This window comes from Pseudactinotalea suaedae (assembly GCF_009733815.1).
Taxonomy (GTDB): domain Bacteria; phylum Actinomycetota; class Actinomycetes; order Actinomycetales; family Beutenbergiaceae; genus Pseudactinotalea; species Pseudactinotalea suaedae.
The window spans coordinates 94907-109669 of record NZ_WNXY01000013.1 but is presented as its reverse complement, the minus strand read 5'-3'; the positions used below and the strand labels follow the sequence as shown (position 1 = coordinate 109669).

Annotated in this window: 13 protein-coding genes; 7 read left to right on the top strand and 6 right to left on the bottom strand. The window is 72.6% G+C overall.

The window, feature by feature from the left end:
• Positions 1–19: 19 nt before the first annotated feature.
• The 4 genes from GPA04_RS19650 to GPA04_RS19635 form a co-directional block, all read right to left on the bottom strand.
• A complete protein-coding gene (locus GPA04_RS19650; protein ID WP_156225915.1) occupies positions 20–1276 on the bottom strand; it encodes an RNA polymerase sigma factor in 1257 nt (418 codons plus the stop codon).
• A gap of 19 nt (positions 1277–1295) precedes the next feature.
• Complete coding sequence (locus GPA04_RS19645) at positions 1296–1655, bottom strand: YciI family protein (protein ID WP_156225914.1); 360 nt, start codon at positions 1653–1655, stop codon at positions 1296–1298.
• The gene (locus GPA04_RS19640) at positions 1652–2068 is read right to left on the bottom strand and encodes a YciI family protein (protein ID WP_206674292.1); all 417 of its coding nucleotides are present in this window, start codon (positions 2066–2068) and stop codon (positions 1652–1654) included. Before GPA04_RS19640 ends, GPA04_RS19645 begins: the two co-directional genes overlap by 4 nt.
• Positions 2069–2155: 87 nt before the next feature.
• A complete protein-coding gene (locus GPA04_RS19635) occupies positions 2156–3052 on the bottom strand; it encodes an EamA family transporter (RefSeq protein ID WP_156225912.1) in 897 nt (298 codons plus the stop codon).
• Between the two features lie 39 nt (positions 3053–3091).
• On the opposite strand from GPA04_RS19635, the gene GPA04_RS19630 reads away from it, so the two are divergent.
• From GPA04_RS19630 to GPA04_RS19615, 4 genes are all read left to right on the top strand, one after another.
• The gene (locus tag GPA04_RS19630; RefSeq protein ID WP_156225911.1) at positions 3092–3589 is read left to right on the top strand and encodes a MarR family winged helix-turn-helix transcriptional regulator; all 498 of its coding nucleotides are present in this window, start codon (positions 3092–3094) and stop codon (positions 3587–3589) included.
• 79 nt (positions 3590–3668) lie between these two features.
• Entirely contained in the window at positions 3669–4331 is a 663-nt protein-coding gene (locus tag GPA04_RS19625) for a Pr6Pr family membrane protein (RefSeq protein ID WP_156225910.1), read from the top strand.
• A 56-nt stretch (positions 4332–4387) separates the two neighbouring features.
• Positions 4388–7105, top strand: coding sequence for a lysylphosphatidylglycerol synthase transmembrane domain-containing protein (locus tag GPA04_RS19620; protein WP_156225909.1), 2718 nt, complete (start codon positions 4388–4390; stop codon positions 7103–7105).
• A gap of 57 nt (positions 7106–7162) precedes the next feature.
• Complete coding sequence (locus tag GPA04_RS19615; protein WP_156225908.1) at positions 7163–8344, top strand: PP2C family protein-serine/threonine phosphatase; 1182 nt, start codon at positions 7163–7165, stop codon at positions 8342–8344.
• Here GPA04_RS19615 and GPA04_RS21255 read toward each other — a convergent pair.
• Positions 8334–9704 (bottom strand): LssY C-terminal domain-containing protein, encoded by a 1371-nt coding sequence (locus GPA04_RS21255; protein WP_206674291.1) that lies wholly within the window; start codon positions 9702–9704, stop codon positions 8334–8336. The two genes, GPA04_RS19615 and GPA04_RS21255, sit on opposite strands and share 11 nt — an antisense overlap.
• Positions 9705–9819: 115 nt before the next feature.
• Here GPA04_RS21255 and GPA04_RS19605 point away from each other — a divergent pair, with 115 nt between their 5' ends.
• Positions 9820–10899, top strand: coding sequence for a DNA glycosylase AlkZ-like family protein (locus GPA04_RS19605; RefSeq protein WP_241680932.1), 1080 nt, complete (start codon positions 9820–9822; stop codon positions 10897–10899).
• Between the two features lie 90 nt (positions 10900–10989).
• On the opposite strand, the gene GPA04_RS19600 is transcribed toward GPA04_RS19605, so the two are convergent.
• Entirely contained in the window at positions 10990–12024 is a 1035-nt protein-coding gene (locus tag GPA04_RS19600; RefSeq protein WP_206674290.1) for an LLM class flavin-dependent oxidoreductase, read from the bottom strand.
• A 128-nt stretch (positions 12025–12152) separates the two neighbouring features.
• On the opposite strand from GPA04_RS19600, the gene GPA04_RS19595 reads away from it, so the two are divergent.
• Together GPA04_RS19595 and GPA04_RS19590 are read left to right on the top strand one after the other, a co-directional pair.
• Positions 12153–14132 (top strand): ABC1 kinase family protein, encoded by a 1980-nt coding sequence (locus GPA04_RS19595; protein WP_156225905.1) that lies wholly within the window; start codon positions 12153–12155, stop codon positions 14130–14132.
• A 165-nt stretch (positions 14133–14297) separates the two neighbouring features.
• Positions 14298–14759 carry a MarR family winged helix-turn-helix transcriptional regulator gene (locus GPA04_RS19590; RefSeq protein ID WP_206674289.1) on the top strand — a complete coding sequence of 154 codons (462 nt, stop codon included), beginning with the start codon at positions 14298–14300 and terminating at the stop codon, positions 14757–14759.
• Positions 14760–14763: the final 4 nt, after the last annotated feature.

Genomic DNA, 14763 nt, shown 5'->3' with positions numbered 1-14763 from the left:
GGGACCTCACAGGGTGGCGTCACAGGGTGGCGAGCCGGGCGCGCAGGTGCGCGAGCTCGGCCTCGTGGCGGCAGCGGTCGATCGCGACCTGCAGCTGCCGGCGCGCGGCGTCCGTCTCGCCGGCCCGGGCGAGCAGCTCACCGCGCACCGCGGGCAACCGGTGCGACAGCGGCAGCAGCTCGTCGAGGCCGTCGAGCAGCGCGAGCCCGGCCCGGGGGCCGTCGGCCTCGGCCACGGCGACCGCGCGGTTGAGCCGCACCACCGGCGACCCGCTGAGCCGCTCCAGCCGCACGTAGTCGGCGGCGACCGCGCTCCAGTCCGTTCCCTCGGGGTGCACCGCGGTGGCGTGGCGAGCCGCGATCCGGGCCTGCAGCCGCAGCTCCTCGGCCCTGCCGGTGGTCGGCGGCAACGCGGCCAGCAGGGCCAGGCCCTCCGAGATCTCCTCGTGGTGCCAGCGCGAGCGGTCCTGGTCGGCCAGCAGCACCAGCTCGCCGTCGGCGCTCACGCGGGCGTCCCGGCGCGAGTGCTGCAGGACCATGAGGGCGAGCAGCGCGAGCACCGCGGGCGCCACCTCGCCGCGACGCTCCAGCAGCGCGGCGAGCAGCCGCGCCAGCCGGATCGCCTCACCCGCGAGGTCGGCACGCACCACGGCGTCGCCGAAGCCGGGCGCGTACCCGGCGGTGAAGCACAGGTAGATCGCCTGCGAGGCGACCTCGACACGACCGGCCAGAGCGCCGTCGTCGGGCAACGTGAACGGCAGCCCCGCCGTCGCGATCTTCTTCTTCGCCCGGGTGATCCGGGCGGCCATGGTCGGCTCGGTGACCAGGAAGAGCCGGGCGATCTCCGCCGTCGGGACGCCCAGCACGAGCCGCAGCGCCAGCGCCGCCTGCGACTCCGGCGCGAGCGCGGGGTGGCAGGCGAGGAACAGCAGCCTGAGCTCGTCGTCCCCGACGTCGTCCATGTCCACCACCTCCTCGCGCTGTGCGCGTTCCTCCTCCCGCACGTGGTCGACCACGAGCAGCGGCAGCTTGCGACGAGCGGTCTCGGCGCCGCGGACCTTGTCGAGCGCCCGGCGGCGGGCTGCGGTCAGCAACCATGCCGCGGGGTTGCTCGGCACGCCGTCGGTCGGCCACGTCCGCGCGGCCGACTCGAACGCGTCCGCCAACGAGTCCTCCGCCAGGTCGACGTCGCGAAACCGCCCGACGAGCAGACCCAGCAGCCGCCCCCACTCCTGCTGCCAGGCCCTCTCGAGCGCGGCGCTCGCCTCGTTCGTCATGCGGCTGCCGGCGCCCGGGTCAGCTGACCGAGGTGTCGACCGGGCGGATCTCGATCACGTAGGGCGTCAGCGCGGCGAACAGCTCGACGGCGACGTCGAGGTTCGGCGCGTCCAGGAGGTAGAAGCCGCCGATGCCCTCGGTGGCCTCGCTGAACGGGCCGTCGGTGAGCGTCACGTCACCGTCGACCTGGCGGAGCACGGTCGCGCTGTCACCGTCGGTCAACGCCTCGCCACCGAGGAGGGTGCTGTCCTCGCGGCGCTCCACGGCCTCGGTGAAGGCTCCGTGCGCATCCATCTCGGCTGCCTGCTCCGCCTCGCCGGCGCTCGCCCAGCTGTAGTCGGGATCGTTGTAGCCGACCAGGAACCCGATGTACTTCATGTCCTCGCCTCGGCGGCCACGACCATCACGTCGTCCTCGACCGCACGGCCCAGCTGCCTGATCTCGATCGGGACGTGGTGCGCCAGGATCCCGCAGGCCTGCTCGAGATCCGGGAGATCGTCGGTCTCGATCAGGTAGTAGCCGCTCAGCTGCTCGACGGCCTCGGTGTACGGGCCGTCGGTGACCGTGATGCCGTCCGGCCCGGAACGGACCGTGCGTGCGGTGCGCGGGAGGGTCAGCTCGGCACCTCCGGTGACGCGATGACCTCCGCGCGCGAGCCGTGCGGCGAACACCTCGTGCTCGGCGTAGACCTCGTTGCGCTGCTGCGGCGTCATCGCCTCCCACGCGTCGTAGTCATCAGGGATGAGCACCATGTACTGGGCCATCGCGAACCTCCACTCCTCGTTGGTCATCATCGTCGATCCGGTGCCGTTCGGTGCCGGACATCGTGATGACGATCGAGGAGCGACGTTCTCGACAGCCGGTGCGCGAGAGTCCGCTCAGGCGGCTGGGCAGATCTCGGGCGCCCGACGGCGGCGCCACCGTTCCGCGATCGCCGGCTGCCCGAGCAGCACGCTCCCGAGCACCAGCCCGGCGCCGATCGCCTGCATCGCGCCGAACGCCTCGTGCATGACGATCACGCCCAGCACGGTGGCGACGACCGGGTTCACCAGACCGATCAAGGAGACGGCGGCGGCCGGCAGGTGGGCCAGACCGGTGAACCAGCACACGTACGCCACCCCGGTCCCGACGACCGCGATCCACGCGTATCCCAGCGCTGCCGGGACGTCGATGGCAGGCGGCGCGCCCTCGACGACCAACGCGATCGGCAGCAGCACCAGACCACCCATGACGAGCTGCCAGGAGGTCACCGTGATCATGTCGGTCGGCGCCGGCCAGCGCTTGATCAGCACGAACCCGAGGGCGGAGACCGTCATCGAGGCGAGCGCAGCCGCGACGCCCCAGGGCTCGAGCGCGCTCGGCGCCCGGACCACCAGCAGCGTCACACCGACCAGGCCGACGAGAGCGGCAGCCACCCGCAGCAGCGTGGGCCGCTCGCGCAGCAGCGGCCAGGCGATCGCCATCACGAGCAGCGGTGACGCCGCCTGGAGGGTCGAGGCGAGGCCGCCCGGCAGCAGGTAGGCGCCCAGGAACAGCAGCGGGAAGAACAGCCCGATCGTGCACAGCGCGAGCACCGCGGTGCGCCACCACCAGCGTCCCTGCGGCAGCTGCCGCCGCCAGGCCAGCATCACCAGGCCGATCGGCAGCGCGCGCACCACGGCGGAGAACAGCGGCCGATCGGGCGGCAGCAGCGCGCCGGTGACGACGTACGTCGTCCCCCATGCCGCAGCGGCGAACGCCGCCAGCAGTCCCGCACGCACCGAAGTAATTTCCATGGAAGATATAATACCTTCCGTGGAAGGTATAGTGCAACCATGGACCACGACGCCGGTGATCTCGTCGACATGATCGTCGCGCAGTGGCGCCTGGAGCGCCCCGACCTCGACCCCTCCCCGATCGCGGTCGTCGGCCGCATCAGCCGTGCCTCGCGAGCGCTCGACGTGCGCCTCAAGGAGGTCTACGCCACGTTCGGTCTCGGCGAGGGCGACTTCGACCTGCTGGTCACCGTGCGCCGCAACGGCCCGCCCTACCGGCTCACCCCCACCCAGCTCGGTGAGCAGATGATGGTGACCAGCGGCGCCGTCACCAAGCGGGTGGACCGGCTCGCCGAGGTCGGACTGGTGCGCCGCGTGCCCGCGGAGGACGGCCGGTCGTGGCCGGTGGAGCTCACCGCCGAGGGCGTCGCGCTCACCCAGGAGGCGATGGCCGCGCACGTGGCCAACGAGGACCGCATCCTCGCGGCGCTCTCGCCGGCCGAGCGGGAGCAGCTCGCCGCACTGCTGCGCACGCTGCTGATCTCGTTCGAGTCCTGAGGAGGGCTGCCGCGCACGCCGACCGGCGCCCCCACGCGGACTACCGGACCGAGGTCACCCGCGAGTACCGTGACGCCGCATGACCCCCGCTCGCGTCTGGCACGCCATCACCCTGGTGGTGGCCGTCGCAGCGCTGGTCCTGCAGACCCTGCTCGTGCTCGACGGCGGGCGGGTTCTCGACGAGACCGAGGTGCCACCGCTGGCGACCCGGATGCTGCGGCTCTTCAGCTACTTCACGATCCAGTCGAACATCGCCGTCGCGATCGCTGCCGCCGTCCTCTCGGCGAACCCGGCGGCGAGCGGCCGCGGGTTCCGGGTGCTCCGCCTGGACGCCGTCATCGGCATCACGGTGACCGGGCTCGTCGCCTGGTTCCTGCTGCGGCCGTCGATGAGCCTGACCGGCGCGGACGCGCTCGCGGACACGCTGCTGCACATCGTGGTGCCCGCGCTCGCGTTCGTCGGCTGGCTGCTGTTCGGGCCGCGCCCGCGGATCAGGCTCTCGACGATCGGCCTGGCGCTGATCTGGCCGGTGCTGTGGCTGGGCTGCACGCTCGCCATGGGTGAGATCAACGGCTGGTACCCCTACCCCTTCATCGACGTCGGCGAGCTCGGGTACCCGCAGACACTGATCAACGCGGCCGGCGTGACGGCGCTGTTCCTGGCGCTGTTCGCTCTCGCCGCCCTGATCGACCGGAAGCTGCCCGCCGCGCCGCGGGGCGCCCCCCGGCTCGCACGCGGCTAGCGGCGTCCCCGCGCTGCGACGTGGCCCCGGCGAGACCGCAACCTACTATCGAGTCCATGTCCGGTTCGCGAGCTGCCGTCGGCACCACACCGCCGGCACCCGCAACGGGACCGGTCCGCGTGGTCGACCTGCCGTTGCAGCGGGTCCGTCGACCCTCGGACCTCGTGCTGATGGTCACGTCCGTCGTGGGCATCGCCGCCGTGCTGGTGCTCGGCGTCTACGCGAGCCGCACCACGACCGGCGTCATCGACGACATCGAGGCGTCCCCGCTGCAGCGGGTCATCGACGTCGTCAGCAGCATCCTGCTGCTCCCGGTCAACGTCATCGAGGGCTGGCTGACGCTGATCCTGCCGATCGTGGTGATCGCCGAGCGGCTGATCCGGCGCAACCCGCGCGCGGTGCTCGAGGCGCTGGGCGCCGCGATCGTGGCCGCCGTCCTCGCCGTGGTCCTGTCCTGGCTGATCCTCGACCACGCCCCCGTGGTGCTGGTCGACGAGCTCCAGGTCTGGCAGGTCGCGCTCGACGGCTCGGGGCAGTGGGTGATGACGATCACGCCGACGGTCGCCGCGCTCTCGGCGCTGCTGACCGCCACCGGTACCCGCGACCGGAGCCGGATCATCGCGATCTCGTGGAACCTGCTCTGGATCGTGCTCGTCGTCGCCGTGATCACCAGCACGTCGACGATCGTGGGCGCGCTCGTCTCGGTGCTGATCGGCCGGGCCGTCGGGCTCGGCGGGCGCTACCTGTTCGGCGTGCTGTCCGAGCGCGTGCACGGCGACGCGCTGGTGACGGCGATCCGCCGGTCCGGCATCGACCCGGTCAGCGTCATCCGCCTGGGCGGCGCGTCCGCCGTCGAGCACATGCGGGTCGAGACCGTGGTGACACCGGCCGTGGTCGGCTACACGACCGCCGACACCCGGCCCGACCCCCTCGAGCCGGACGTGGTGACCGCCCCGATCCCCCGGGTGCAGCGGCTGCCGGCGGCCGCCCAGCCGGCCGGCGCCGAGGCCGACCCCCCGGCCGGCACCGAGCCGATGACGGACACCGCGTTCCGTGGCATCGCCGCGGTGATGCCCGAGTCCGCGACCGTCGCGATCGAGCGCGAGGGCCTCAACCGGATCTACGCGGTCCTCGACCGCGACGGGCAGCGGTGGGACGCCGTGGTGCTGGACCGCGACCGCCAGGTCATCGGTCTGCTCGCGTGGCTGTGGTCGGCGATCCGGTTCCGCGGTTTCGGTCGCCGCAACGCGGTGTCGCTGCGCCAGGCGGCCGACCGCGCCGTGCTGATGACCTATGCCGCCTCGGCAGCCGGTGTCAACAACCCCCGGCTCCGCGGCATCGCCCGCTCCGACGACTCGATCCTGCTGCTCGGCGAGCACGTCGAGGGCGCCCAGAACCTGTCCGACTACACGATCGAGGCGGTCACCGACGAGGTGATGGCGCAGGCGTGGGAGCAGCTGGGCCGCGCCCACGCCGCAGGGCTCTCGCACCGCAACCTCTCCGCGGAGACCGTGCTGCTGGTCGGGGAGGGCCCTGAGGCCGGCGACGTGTACATCAACGGCTGGGAACAGGGCGACATCGCCTCCTCCTCGCTCTCGCGCCGCATCGACGAGATCCAGATGCTGATGCTGTTCGCCGTGCGGGTCGGCGCCGACCGCGCCTGCGCGGCCGCCGCGCAGGCGCTCGGGACCGACCACCTCGCCGCCCTCGCGCCGCTGCTCCAAGGCGTGGCGCTGCCCCCGGAGACCCAGGCCGAGGCGCGCAAGGACAAGACCGTGATGCGGGACGTGCGGAACAAGCTCGTCACGTACCTGCCGGCGTCGGAGTCCGAGGTGCAGCCGATCCAGCTCACCCGGTTCCGCCCGCGCACGATCGTCACGATCGTCGTGGCGGTCGCCGCGGGCTGGGTGCTGCTGACCGCCGTCAACTTCCGCGAGATCCTCACCTACGCCGCCAACGCCAACCCGATGTGGATGCTCGCGGCGTTCGGTCTGGGTCTGATCACCTACCTCGGGTCCGCGATGGGGCTGGTGGCGTTCTCGCCGGAGAAGCTCGGGCTCTGGCGGACCACGCTCGTGCAGGTCGCCGCCTCGGTCATCGGCATCGTCGCACCCGCGGGCGTGGGCCCCGCCGCGCTCAACCTGCGCTTCATGACCAAGCGCGGCGTCGAGACCCCGCTGGCGGTCGCGACGGTGGCGCTGCTGCAGGTCTCGCAGTTCGTCACCACGGTGCTGATGCTGATCGCGATCGCGCTGCTCACCGGGAGCCAGGGCGCGCTGGCGTCGCTGCCCTCCGGCACCATCGTGATCATCCTGGTGATCGCGATCGTCATCAGCGGCGTGCTGTTCGCGATCCCGAAGCTGCGCAGGTTCCTGATCGCGAAGTCCCGCCCCACGCTGCGTCAGGTGATGCCGCGGCTGATCTGGGTGCTCGGCCAGCCGAGCCGCCTGCTCATGGGCATCGGCGGCAACGTCATCATGACGGCGGGCTACCTCGCCGCGTTCGCCGCGACCCTCGCCGCGTTCGGCCAGAGCCTGCCGCTGACCACGCTCGCCGTCATCTATCTGACCGGCACCGCGATCGGCTCCGCCGTGCCGACCCCCGGCGGCATGGGCGGTGTCGAGACCGCGCTCACCGCGGGTCTGCGCACCGCCGGCATCGGGACCGCCGCGGCGCTGCCGACCGTGCTGATCTTCCGCGTGCTGACCCTCTACATCCGGGTCCCGCTCGGATGGGTGGCGCTCCGCCACCTGCAGAAGCAGAACGCGGTCTGAGACGCACTATCGTGAGGACGTCCACCGGGGCCGGGTGTCGATGGTGAAAGGCGAGACATGGAGGTGACGTTCCGCTTCGCTGTGCGCTCGGACCTGGGTACCGTGCGGACGAACAACGAGGACTCCGCGCTCGCCAGCTCGAACCTGCTCGTGCTCGCGGACGGCATGGGCGGCCACGCCGCCGGTGAGGTGGCCTCGACGGTGGCCACGCGCGTGTTCGCGCAGCTGACCGACGAGCTGCCCGACGACGACGACACCGCGGTCGAGGACGTCGTCTCGCGCATCACGCACGCCGGTCGCTCGACCCGGTCGGCGCTGCAGCAGATGTCGGATGCCGACCCGCTGCTGGAGTCGATGGGCACCACGCTGCTCGCGGTGGTCAGCCACGCGGGCCACGTCACGGTCGGTCACATCGGCGACTCGCGTGTATACGCGCTGCGGGGCAGCTCGCTGTACCAGGTGACCACCGACCACACCCACGTGCAGCGGCTGGTCGACACCGGCCAGCTGACGCCGGAGAAGGCCCGCACCCACCCCTACCGCGCGATGCTGCTGCGGTCCCTCGACGACCAGCCCGGCGGCCCCGACCTCGACGTCATCGCTCTCGAGATCGAACCCGGTGACCGGTTGCTGCTGTGCAGCGACGGGCTGTCCGACTACCTCGCACCCGAGGAGATCGGGGAGGTGCTCGCCCACCCCGACCGCGAGGAGGCGGCCGAGCGACTCATCGACGCCGCGCTCCGGGTCGGCACGCGCGACAACGTCACGGTCGTCGTCGCCGATGTCGTCGGCGAGCCCTCCGACGGCGTCCCGCCCGAGCTGGCCGGCGCCGTCATCGACGGCCTCGAGCTGTCCGAGCCCGCCAGCGCCGCGCTGCGCGAGACGCTGCCCGCGCTCGCCGCGCTGATCGTCCGCGAGCCCGGCCTGCGCTCCGTCGGCGAGCCCACCGTCGAGAACGAGGTGAGCGCCGCCGTCGAGCCCGAGCCCGAGCCCGATCCTCACCCCGCCGAGCCGGTGGCCGCCGAGCCTGAGCCCGTCGAGCCTGAGCCCGTCGCGCCTGAGCCCGTCGCGCCTGCGGCTGCTGAGCCGGCCGAGCCGCCTGTGCCGGCCGAGCCCGCCCCGGTGAGCGCCGCCGTCGAGCAGCGGCACTCGAGCGATCAGCGCGAGTCGGTGGTCCCGGCCGTGCTGGCGAGCGCGCTGCTGGCGCTCGTGACGCTCGCGATGTGGTTCATCCTCTGACCTCGCCGGCGGTGTCGCGCTCCGGCTCACCGGGGCGGCTCCCCACGTAGATGCGGGCGGTGTCGCTCGAGAGCGCGAGGATCACGAGGATCTCGAGCGCCGTGCCGAGCAGGCTCATCACGGTGGCGCCGCGCTCGATGCCGAACCACCACAACGACGCCCACGCGAGCACACCGGCGGTGCTCAGCATCAGCCCGGCGGTGCGCGCCCAGCGGTGCCCGCGGTAGACGAGGATCCCCAGCAGGCCGAACAGCACGAGGTAGACGACGAGGAGCACGCGGCTCGCGGTGACGAAGGTCTCCAGCGCCAGCCCGCTCTCCAGCAGGTTCGCGACGATCGGGATCTGGCGCAGGCCGCCGCCGTCGGTCGGCACCATGAAGCTGAGGCCGAGCATCCCGACGATCGCCCGCAGCAGCGCCAGCCCGACGCCGAGTGCCACGGTCAGCGGAACGGGTCGCAGATAGGAGGCCTCGGCCCGCTCGGCGTCCATCTGGTCGCGCAGCTCGGTGGACGCAGCGGGCGTGGCGCGCAGGTCGACGATGGGGAGGTCGCCGTCGGTCGTGATGCGGTCGCCGCCGCCGTTGCGGTGGTGGTAGCCCGAGGAGAAATGGCGCAGCCGCTCGACAGTGACGCCCGTGTTGCCCGCCGCCGTCGCGGTGATCGTCTCGACGATGTGGTCGCGCTCGGCGTCGGTGTCGGCGTCGATGCGGTGCGTGAACTGCCCGGTGAACAGGGACAGTCCGACCGCGCGGTCGAACGTGCCTGCGGCGAGCCACTCGACGCGGCGACCGCCCGGGAGCAGCCACCCGTCCGGCGTCGGCCAGAAGCGGACGTGATGGCGCTTGGCCGGGTTGCCCTCGACCTCCTGCTGGTAGGTGAAGGCCTGGCGGCGGCCGAAGAGGAACAACGGGCTGACCGGGGCCTCGGAGTAGGAGCGGCGGCTCAACGTGGCGCGCACGGTCCGCCATCCGGTGAACAGGTTGAGCTCGTCGGCGCGGTGCCAGCCGGCGCGCAGCATCGCCGCGTGGATCTGCTCCTCGTCGCCGAGGATCGCGAGGTTCACCGGGTCGCCCAGCACCCCCTCACGGGTCCGGGTGCGGCCGATGAAGTAGTCCGGCAGGTAGATGCGTGAGAGCAGCGAGTGGATCCGCGGCAGGATCAGGTACGTCACCAGCAACCAGAACGGCACGAACGCCCACAGGTGCGTCCACCCCTCCTTGGCGAGCTGGTAGATCAGCAGGAACGCGAGCCACGCGGCGGCGAGCGTCGCGAACCCGGCGAAGACGCGGTCGATCCACCGCACCGGCACGTGGAGGCTCTCGACCGCCGCCTGCGCACGTTCGGTGAGCGATCGGGGCATGGCTGAAACCGTAATCGCCGCAGCCACCGTTGGACATCCTGGTTTCCCCGCCGCAGCCACGGGGGCATCCCCCACCGCGGGCTCGGCCGTCGGCGCGCAGGGCTACCGTGCTGCTGTGCACGAGCTGTCGAGGCAGGAGGCCCGCCGGATCGCGGTCGACGCGCAGTGGCTCGGCGCGGACCGGCCGGCGGACCTGCTGGCGTTCGTCCGGCGGGCGACGTTGCTGCAGCTCGATCCCACCAGCGCGATCGCGCCCAGCGCCGACCTGGTGCTGTGGAGCCGGCTCGGCAGCGGCTACCGGCGGGAGGACCTCAGCGGCGCGCTGGCGCGGCGGGACCTCATCGAGCTCGACGCCCTGCTGCGACCCGCGGAGGACCTCGCGCTGTACACCGCGGCGATGGCGGGGTGGGCGGAGCGGAACGAGGGCAGCGCGGTCGCCCGCTGGGCGCAGGCGAACGAGGCTTGCGCGAACGACATCCTCGCCCGGCTCCGAGACCACGGAGCGATGGTGTCCCGGCAGCTGCCCGACACATGCGTGGTGCCCTGGAGCTCGACCGGCTGGACCAACAACCGCAACGTCACGCAGATGCTCGAGGTGCTGGTGGCGCGGGGGCTGGTCGCCGTCGCCGGGCGCTCGGGCAAGGAGCGGCTGTGGGATCTCGCCTTGCGCGTGTACCCGGACGTGCCGGCCGTGCCCGCCGAGGAGGCGTCCCGACGGCGGGACGCGCGCCGGTTGCGCTCCCTCGGTCTCGCGCGGGCCAGGGCGGCGAAGCACCCGATGGAACCGGTGCACGTGGGCGCCGCCGGCGAGGAGGCCGTGGTCGACGGCGTCCCAGGGACGTGGCGGGTCGACCCCGCCTACCTCGGCGGGCCGCTGCAGCCCCGGGTGGCGCTGCTGTCACCCTTCGACCGGCTGCTCCACGACCGCAAGCGCCTCGAGCAGCTGTTCTCCTTCACGTACGTGCTGGAGATGTACAAGCCCGCGGCCGCACGGCGCTGGGGCTACTACGCGCTGCCGATCCTGTACGGCGCCGACCTGGTCGGCAAGCTCGACGCGGCCGCGAAGCACGACGAGGGCGTGCTCGCCGTCAACGCCGTCCACTGGGAGGGCGAGCCGAGCGCGGCGGTGCGCTCCGCCGTCGACGAGGAGATCGAGGCGCTCGCCACCTGGCTCGGCCTGACCGTTCGCCGCTGACCCGACCCCCTCCCCCCATCTGATCGGAAAGCGCTCTGGGGTCACGAGGGGCCACGTGGTGGACCGAGATACCCCCGGTTCGGGCAGAGGTCAGCGCGACCAGGCCGCCCCGATCGACTCGAAGCTCGCGATCCGGGCGGCGCGGTCGAGCCCGGGCGTGACCAGCACGACCTCGTCGGCCTGGCTCTCCTGCTGGAGCTGCCGCAGCCGCTCGACCACCTGGTCGGCGGGACCTGTCGCCATCCGATCGGGGTCGCGCGGGGCGTCGCGGAACTCGGCGGAGGCGGCGAACTCGTCGACGGCCTCCGGGCGGATCGGCTCCCGGATGTTGCGACGCAGGTTGAGCATCGTCAGCGCCCAGCCGGCCTCGAAGCGCGTCACCTCGGCGGGGTCGTCGCTCGCGAACGCCAGCACCGAGATCGCCGACCACGGCTCCTGCTCGACACCCGGTTCGAAGTCCGCGCGGTAGCGGCGCAGCACCGAGGTCGCGATCTCGGGGCTCATGTGGTGGGCGAACACCGCCCGCATGCCGTTGACCGCCGCGAACTGCGGCCCGTAGCCGGAGGAGCCGAGCATGAAGATGTCCGGGCGGCTCGCCACGATCGGGGCGGCGATCAGGCGGCTGTAGGGATGACCCTCGGGGAACCCGTCACCGAGGAACCCGAGCAGCTCGGCGACCTGCCCCGGGAAGTCGGCGGCGGGTTCGGTCTGGATACCGCGGCGCAGCACGTGCGCGGTGAGCGGGTCGGTGCCCGGTGCGCGTCCCAGGCCCAGGTCCACCCGGTCGGGGGCGATCGCGAGCAGCGTGCGGAAGGTCTCGGCGACCTTGAACGGCGAGTGGTTGGGGAGCATGATCCCGGCGGCGCCCACCCGGATGCTGCTGGTCATCGTGAGCAGGTGCGCGATCAGGATCTCCGGCGCGCTGCACGCCAGCGAGCTCATGTTGTGGTGCTCCGACATCCAGTAGCGCCGAAAGCCCGCCGCCTCCACCGCACGCGCCACCTCGGCAGCCCCGGCGATCGAGTCGGAGGCCGTCTCGCCGTACTCGATGCCGACGAAGTCGAGCACCGCCAGCGGAAGTGTCGAGGGAGCAGGGGCAGCGGTCGTCTCATCGGTCACCTTCACCGCAACCACGAGGGCCCCGCTCTCCTTCCCGGATTCTCAGATCCCTGCCGACAACCCTCGTGCCGGAGGTGAGGTCGGGGCAGAAAGGCACTACCGGGACCGCCCGCGATGATGAAGACTCGGGCCCGATGGAGTCCCTCGACGTACTGCTCACCGTCGTCGCCACGCTGCTCAACGCCGTCGTCTTCGCCGTGCTGGTGCGGCGCATCGCGGGGGCGCCGATCAGCCTGGTGCGCGCGACGATCGCCTCACTGCTGGCCACGTCGATCGCGCAGCCGATCCTCAAGGCCCTGGTCGGCGAGCCGCTGCCGGTCGAGGGCGAACCCACGGTCGCCCTGGGGCTGTACCTGTGCCTGCTGGCCGCGTTCGCGGTGGTGCTGGCCCTGCTGCTGCTGGTTCTGGCGGAGATGATCATCCCCGACGGGAGCCTGCCAGGCCCGGTCGAGCTCTGGCGAAGCTGGCGGTCCCGGCTGTCGCGGGGGCGGCGCTACGCGGAGATCGTCGGCATCGTCACCAAGCACGGCCTGAGCCGGTTCCTGCGCGGGCGTCGCCCCGCCGGGGCGTCGAGCTCGGCCGAGCGCCGTGAGCTCGCGCGCGCCCTGCGGCGCACCCTCGAGGAGGGCGGCGTCACCTTCGTCAAGCTCGGTCAGCAGCTCTCGACGCGTCGCGACCTGCTGCCGCCGGAGTTCATCGACGAGCTGTCGCTGCTGCAGGACGCCGCGCGACCGTTGGCATGGCCGCTGGTGCACGCGACGATCAGCTCCGCGTGGGGCCGCCCGCCGGAGTCGGTGCTGAGCACGATCGATCCAGAGCCGCTGGGATCGGCGTCCGTGGCGCAGGTCCACGCGGCGACGCTGCTGGACGGCACCCCGGTGGTGATCAAGGTGCAGCGCCCCGGGATCGCGGACAACGTCGAGCGTGATCTCGACATCGTCCGGCGGCTGGCGGCCACGCTCGCCGCCCGGACCGAGTGGGCCGACCGGCTCGGGCTCCGCGCCCTGGCCGACGGGTTCGCCGCCGCGCTGCGCGAGGAGCTCGACTTCTCCGTCGAGCTGAGCAGCACCACCCTGGTCGCGTCCGAGCTGGCCCGGACGCACGCGAACCGCGTGCGTGGAGCCCGCACCTATCCGCACCTGTCGACCCCGCGGCTGCTCGTCATGGAGCGGCTGAGCGGGACCCCGCTCGGGGCGGCCGAGCCGCTGCTCGCCTCGCTCGGCCCGCAACGACGCAGCGAGATCGCCGACACCCTGCTCGACGTCGTGATGGGCCAGGTGCTGCGCACGGGCGTCTTCCACGTCGATCTGCACCCGGGCAACATCCTGGTCGACGACGACGGCACGCTCGGGCTCCTCGACCTCGGCTCGGTCGGCCGGCTGGGCGAGGCCACCCGCGACGGTCTGACGCGGCTGTTCGGGGCGATCGGCACGGGAAGCTCGCAGGCGGCCGCCGATGCGCTGCTCGACGTCGTCGAGCGCCCCGAGGAGGTCGACGAGCAGGCGCTGGAGCAGGCGGTCGCCGAGGTGATCCTGCGGTTCGGCTCCGGCGGCCAGGGCGCCGGTGCTGCCGCGTTCACCGCCCTGTTCCGGGTGGTCTCCGACCACGGGCTCGGCATCCCGCCGGCCGTCGCGGCGGTGTTCCGCGCCGTCGCGACGCTCGAGGGGACGCTGCTGGTCGCCGACCCCGGCTACGACCTCTCCGAGCGGGTGCGCGTGATGGGCCGCGAGCAGCTCGGGCAGGCCACCAGCCCGGCGCAGCTGCGGGCCGGCCTCGAGCGCGAGGCGATCACGCTGCTGCCGGTGCTGCGCCGGCTGCCCCGCCGCCTCGACCGGCTCACCGACGCCGCCGAGCACGGCCGGCTCTCGCTCGGGGTGCGGCTGCTGGCCGACCGCCGCGACCGAGAGCTGGTCACCAGGCTCTGGCACCAGGGCATCATGACCGTCATCGCCGCGACCGCCGGGATCATGGCCGCGCTGCTCTTCACGGTCGGACCGGGCCCGTCGGTGGCGCCGGGGATCGGCCTGTTCTGGGTGCTGGGCGGTGCGCTGCTGTGCATCGCGACCGTCCTCGCCCTGCGGGTGCTCATGGCCGTGCTGCGCCGACCGGAGTGAGGCGACCAGGGTGAGGTCCCGCCGTCGGGGATGAGATGGGGAGTTCTCCCCTCACCCCCTCAATCCCACCGCTCCCATCCTTGCCACGTCGCCAGGTTCCGCGGACCCGTGCATAGCCTGTGCTGACGTCAGGGGGACTGATGTACACGAGGGGATGGAGGGACCGTGGCTACGCAGTGGCTCACACCCGAAGAACGACAGGCCTGGGCGGCGCTCACCGGCCTGCTGATCAAGCTGCCGACCGCGCTCGACGCGGCCATGGCGAGGGAGTCCGGATTCACGTTCTTCGAGTATCGAGTGCTCTCGATGCTCGCCGAGGAGGCTGACGGCACGCTCCGCATGAGCACCCTCGCGGACCGCACGAACGGATCGTTGTCGCGGCTCTCGCACGTGGTGCGGCGGCTCGAGGACCAGGGGATGGTCCGCCGCGAGGGGGCGCCGGAGGACCGGCGCGCCACCAACGCGATCCTCACCGAGGAGGGGCGGCGCCGCGTCGAGGCGACCGCACCGGGTCACGTGGACTTCGTGCGGGACCTCGTGATCGACGGCGCCACCCCCGACGAGCTGGAGACCTTCGCCCGGTTCGGCGAGGGTGTCCTCGACCGGCTCGAGTCCGTCTCGGGCTGACGCC

What these genes read in the sequence shown, in the direction of transcription:
- GPA04_RS19635 (WP_156225912.1), bottom strand. Translation starts at nt 3,052, where the DNA reads ATGGAAATTACTTCGGTGCGTGCGGGACTGCTGGCGGCGTTCGCCGCT.
- GPA04_RS19615 (WP_156225908.1), top strand. Translation starts at nt 7,163, where the DNA reads ATGGAGGTGACGTTCCGCTTCGCTGTGCGCTCGGACCTGGGTACCGTG.
- GPA04_RS21255 (WP_206674291.1), bottom strand. Translation starts at nt 9,704, where the DNA reads ATGCCCCGATCGCTCACCGAACGTGCGCAGGCGGCGGTCGAGAGCCTC.
- GPA04_RS19650 (WP_156225915.1), bottom strand. Translation starts at nt 1,276, where the DNA reads ATGACGAACGAGGCGAGCGCCGCGCTCGAGAGGGCCTGGCAGCAGGAG.
- GPA04_RS19595 (WP_156225905.1), top strand. Translation starts at nt 12,153, where the DNA reads ATGGAGTCCCTCGACGTACTGCTCACCGTCGTCGCCACGCTGCTCAAC.
- GPA04_RS19645 (WP_156225914.1), bottom strand. Translation starts at nt 1,655, where the DNA reads ATGAAGTACATCGGGTTCCTGGTCGGCTACAACGATCCCGACTACAGC.
- GPA04_RS19625 (WP_156225910.1), top strand. Translation starts at nt 3,669, where the DNA reads ATGACCCCCGCTCGCGTCTGGCACGCCATCACCCTGGTGGTGGCCGTC.
- GPA04_RS19620 (WP_156225909.1), top strand. Translation starts at nt 4,388, where the DNA reads ATGTCCGGTTCGCGAGCTGCCGTCGGCACCACACCGCCGGCACCCGCA.
- GPA04_RS19630 (WP_156225911.1), top strand. Translation starts at nt 3,092, where the DNA reads ATGGACCACGACGCCGGTGATCTCGTCGACATGATCGTCGCGCAGTGG.
- GPA04_RS19640 (WP_206674292.1), bottom strand. Translation starts at nt 2,068, where the DNA reads ATGACCAACGAGGAGTGGAGGTTCGCGATGGCCCAGTACATGGTGCTC.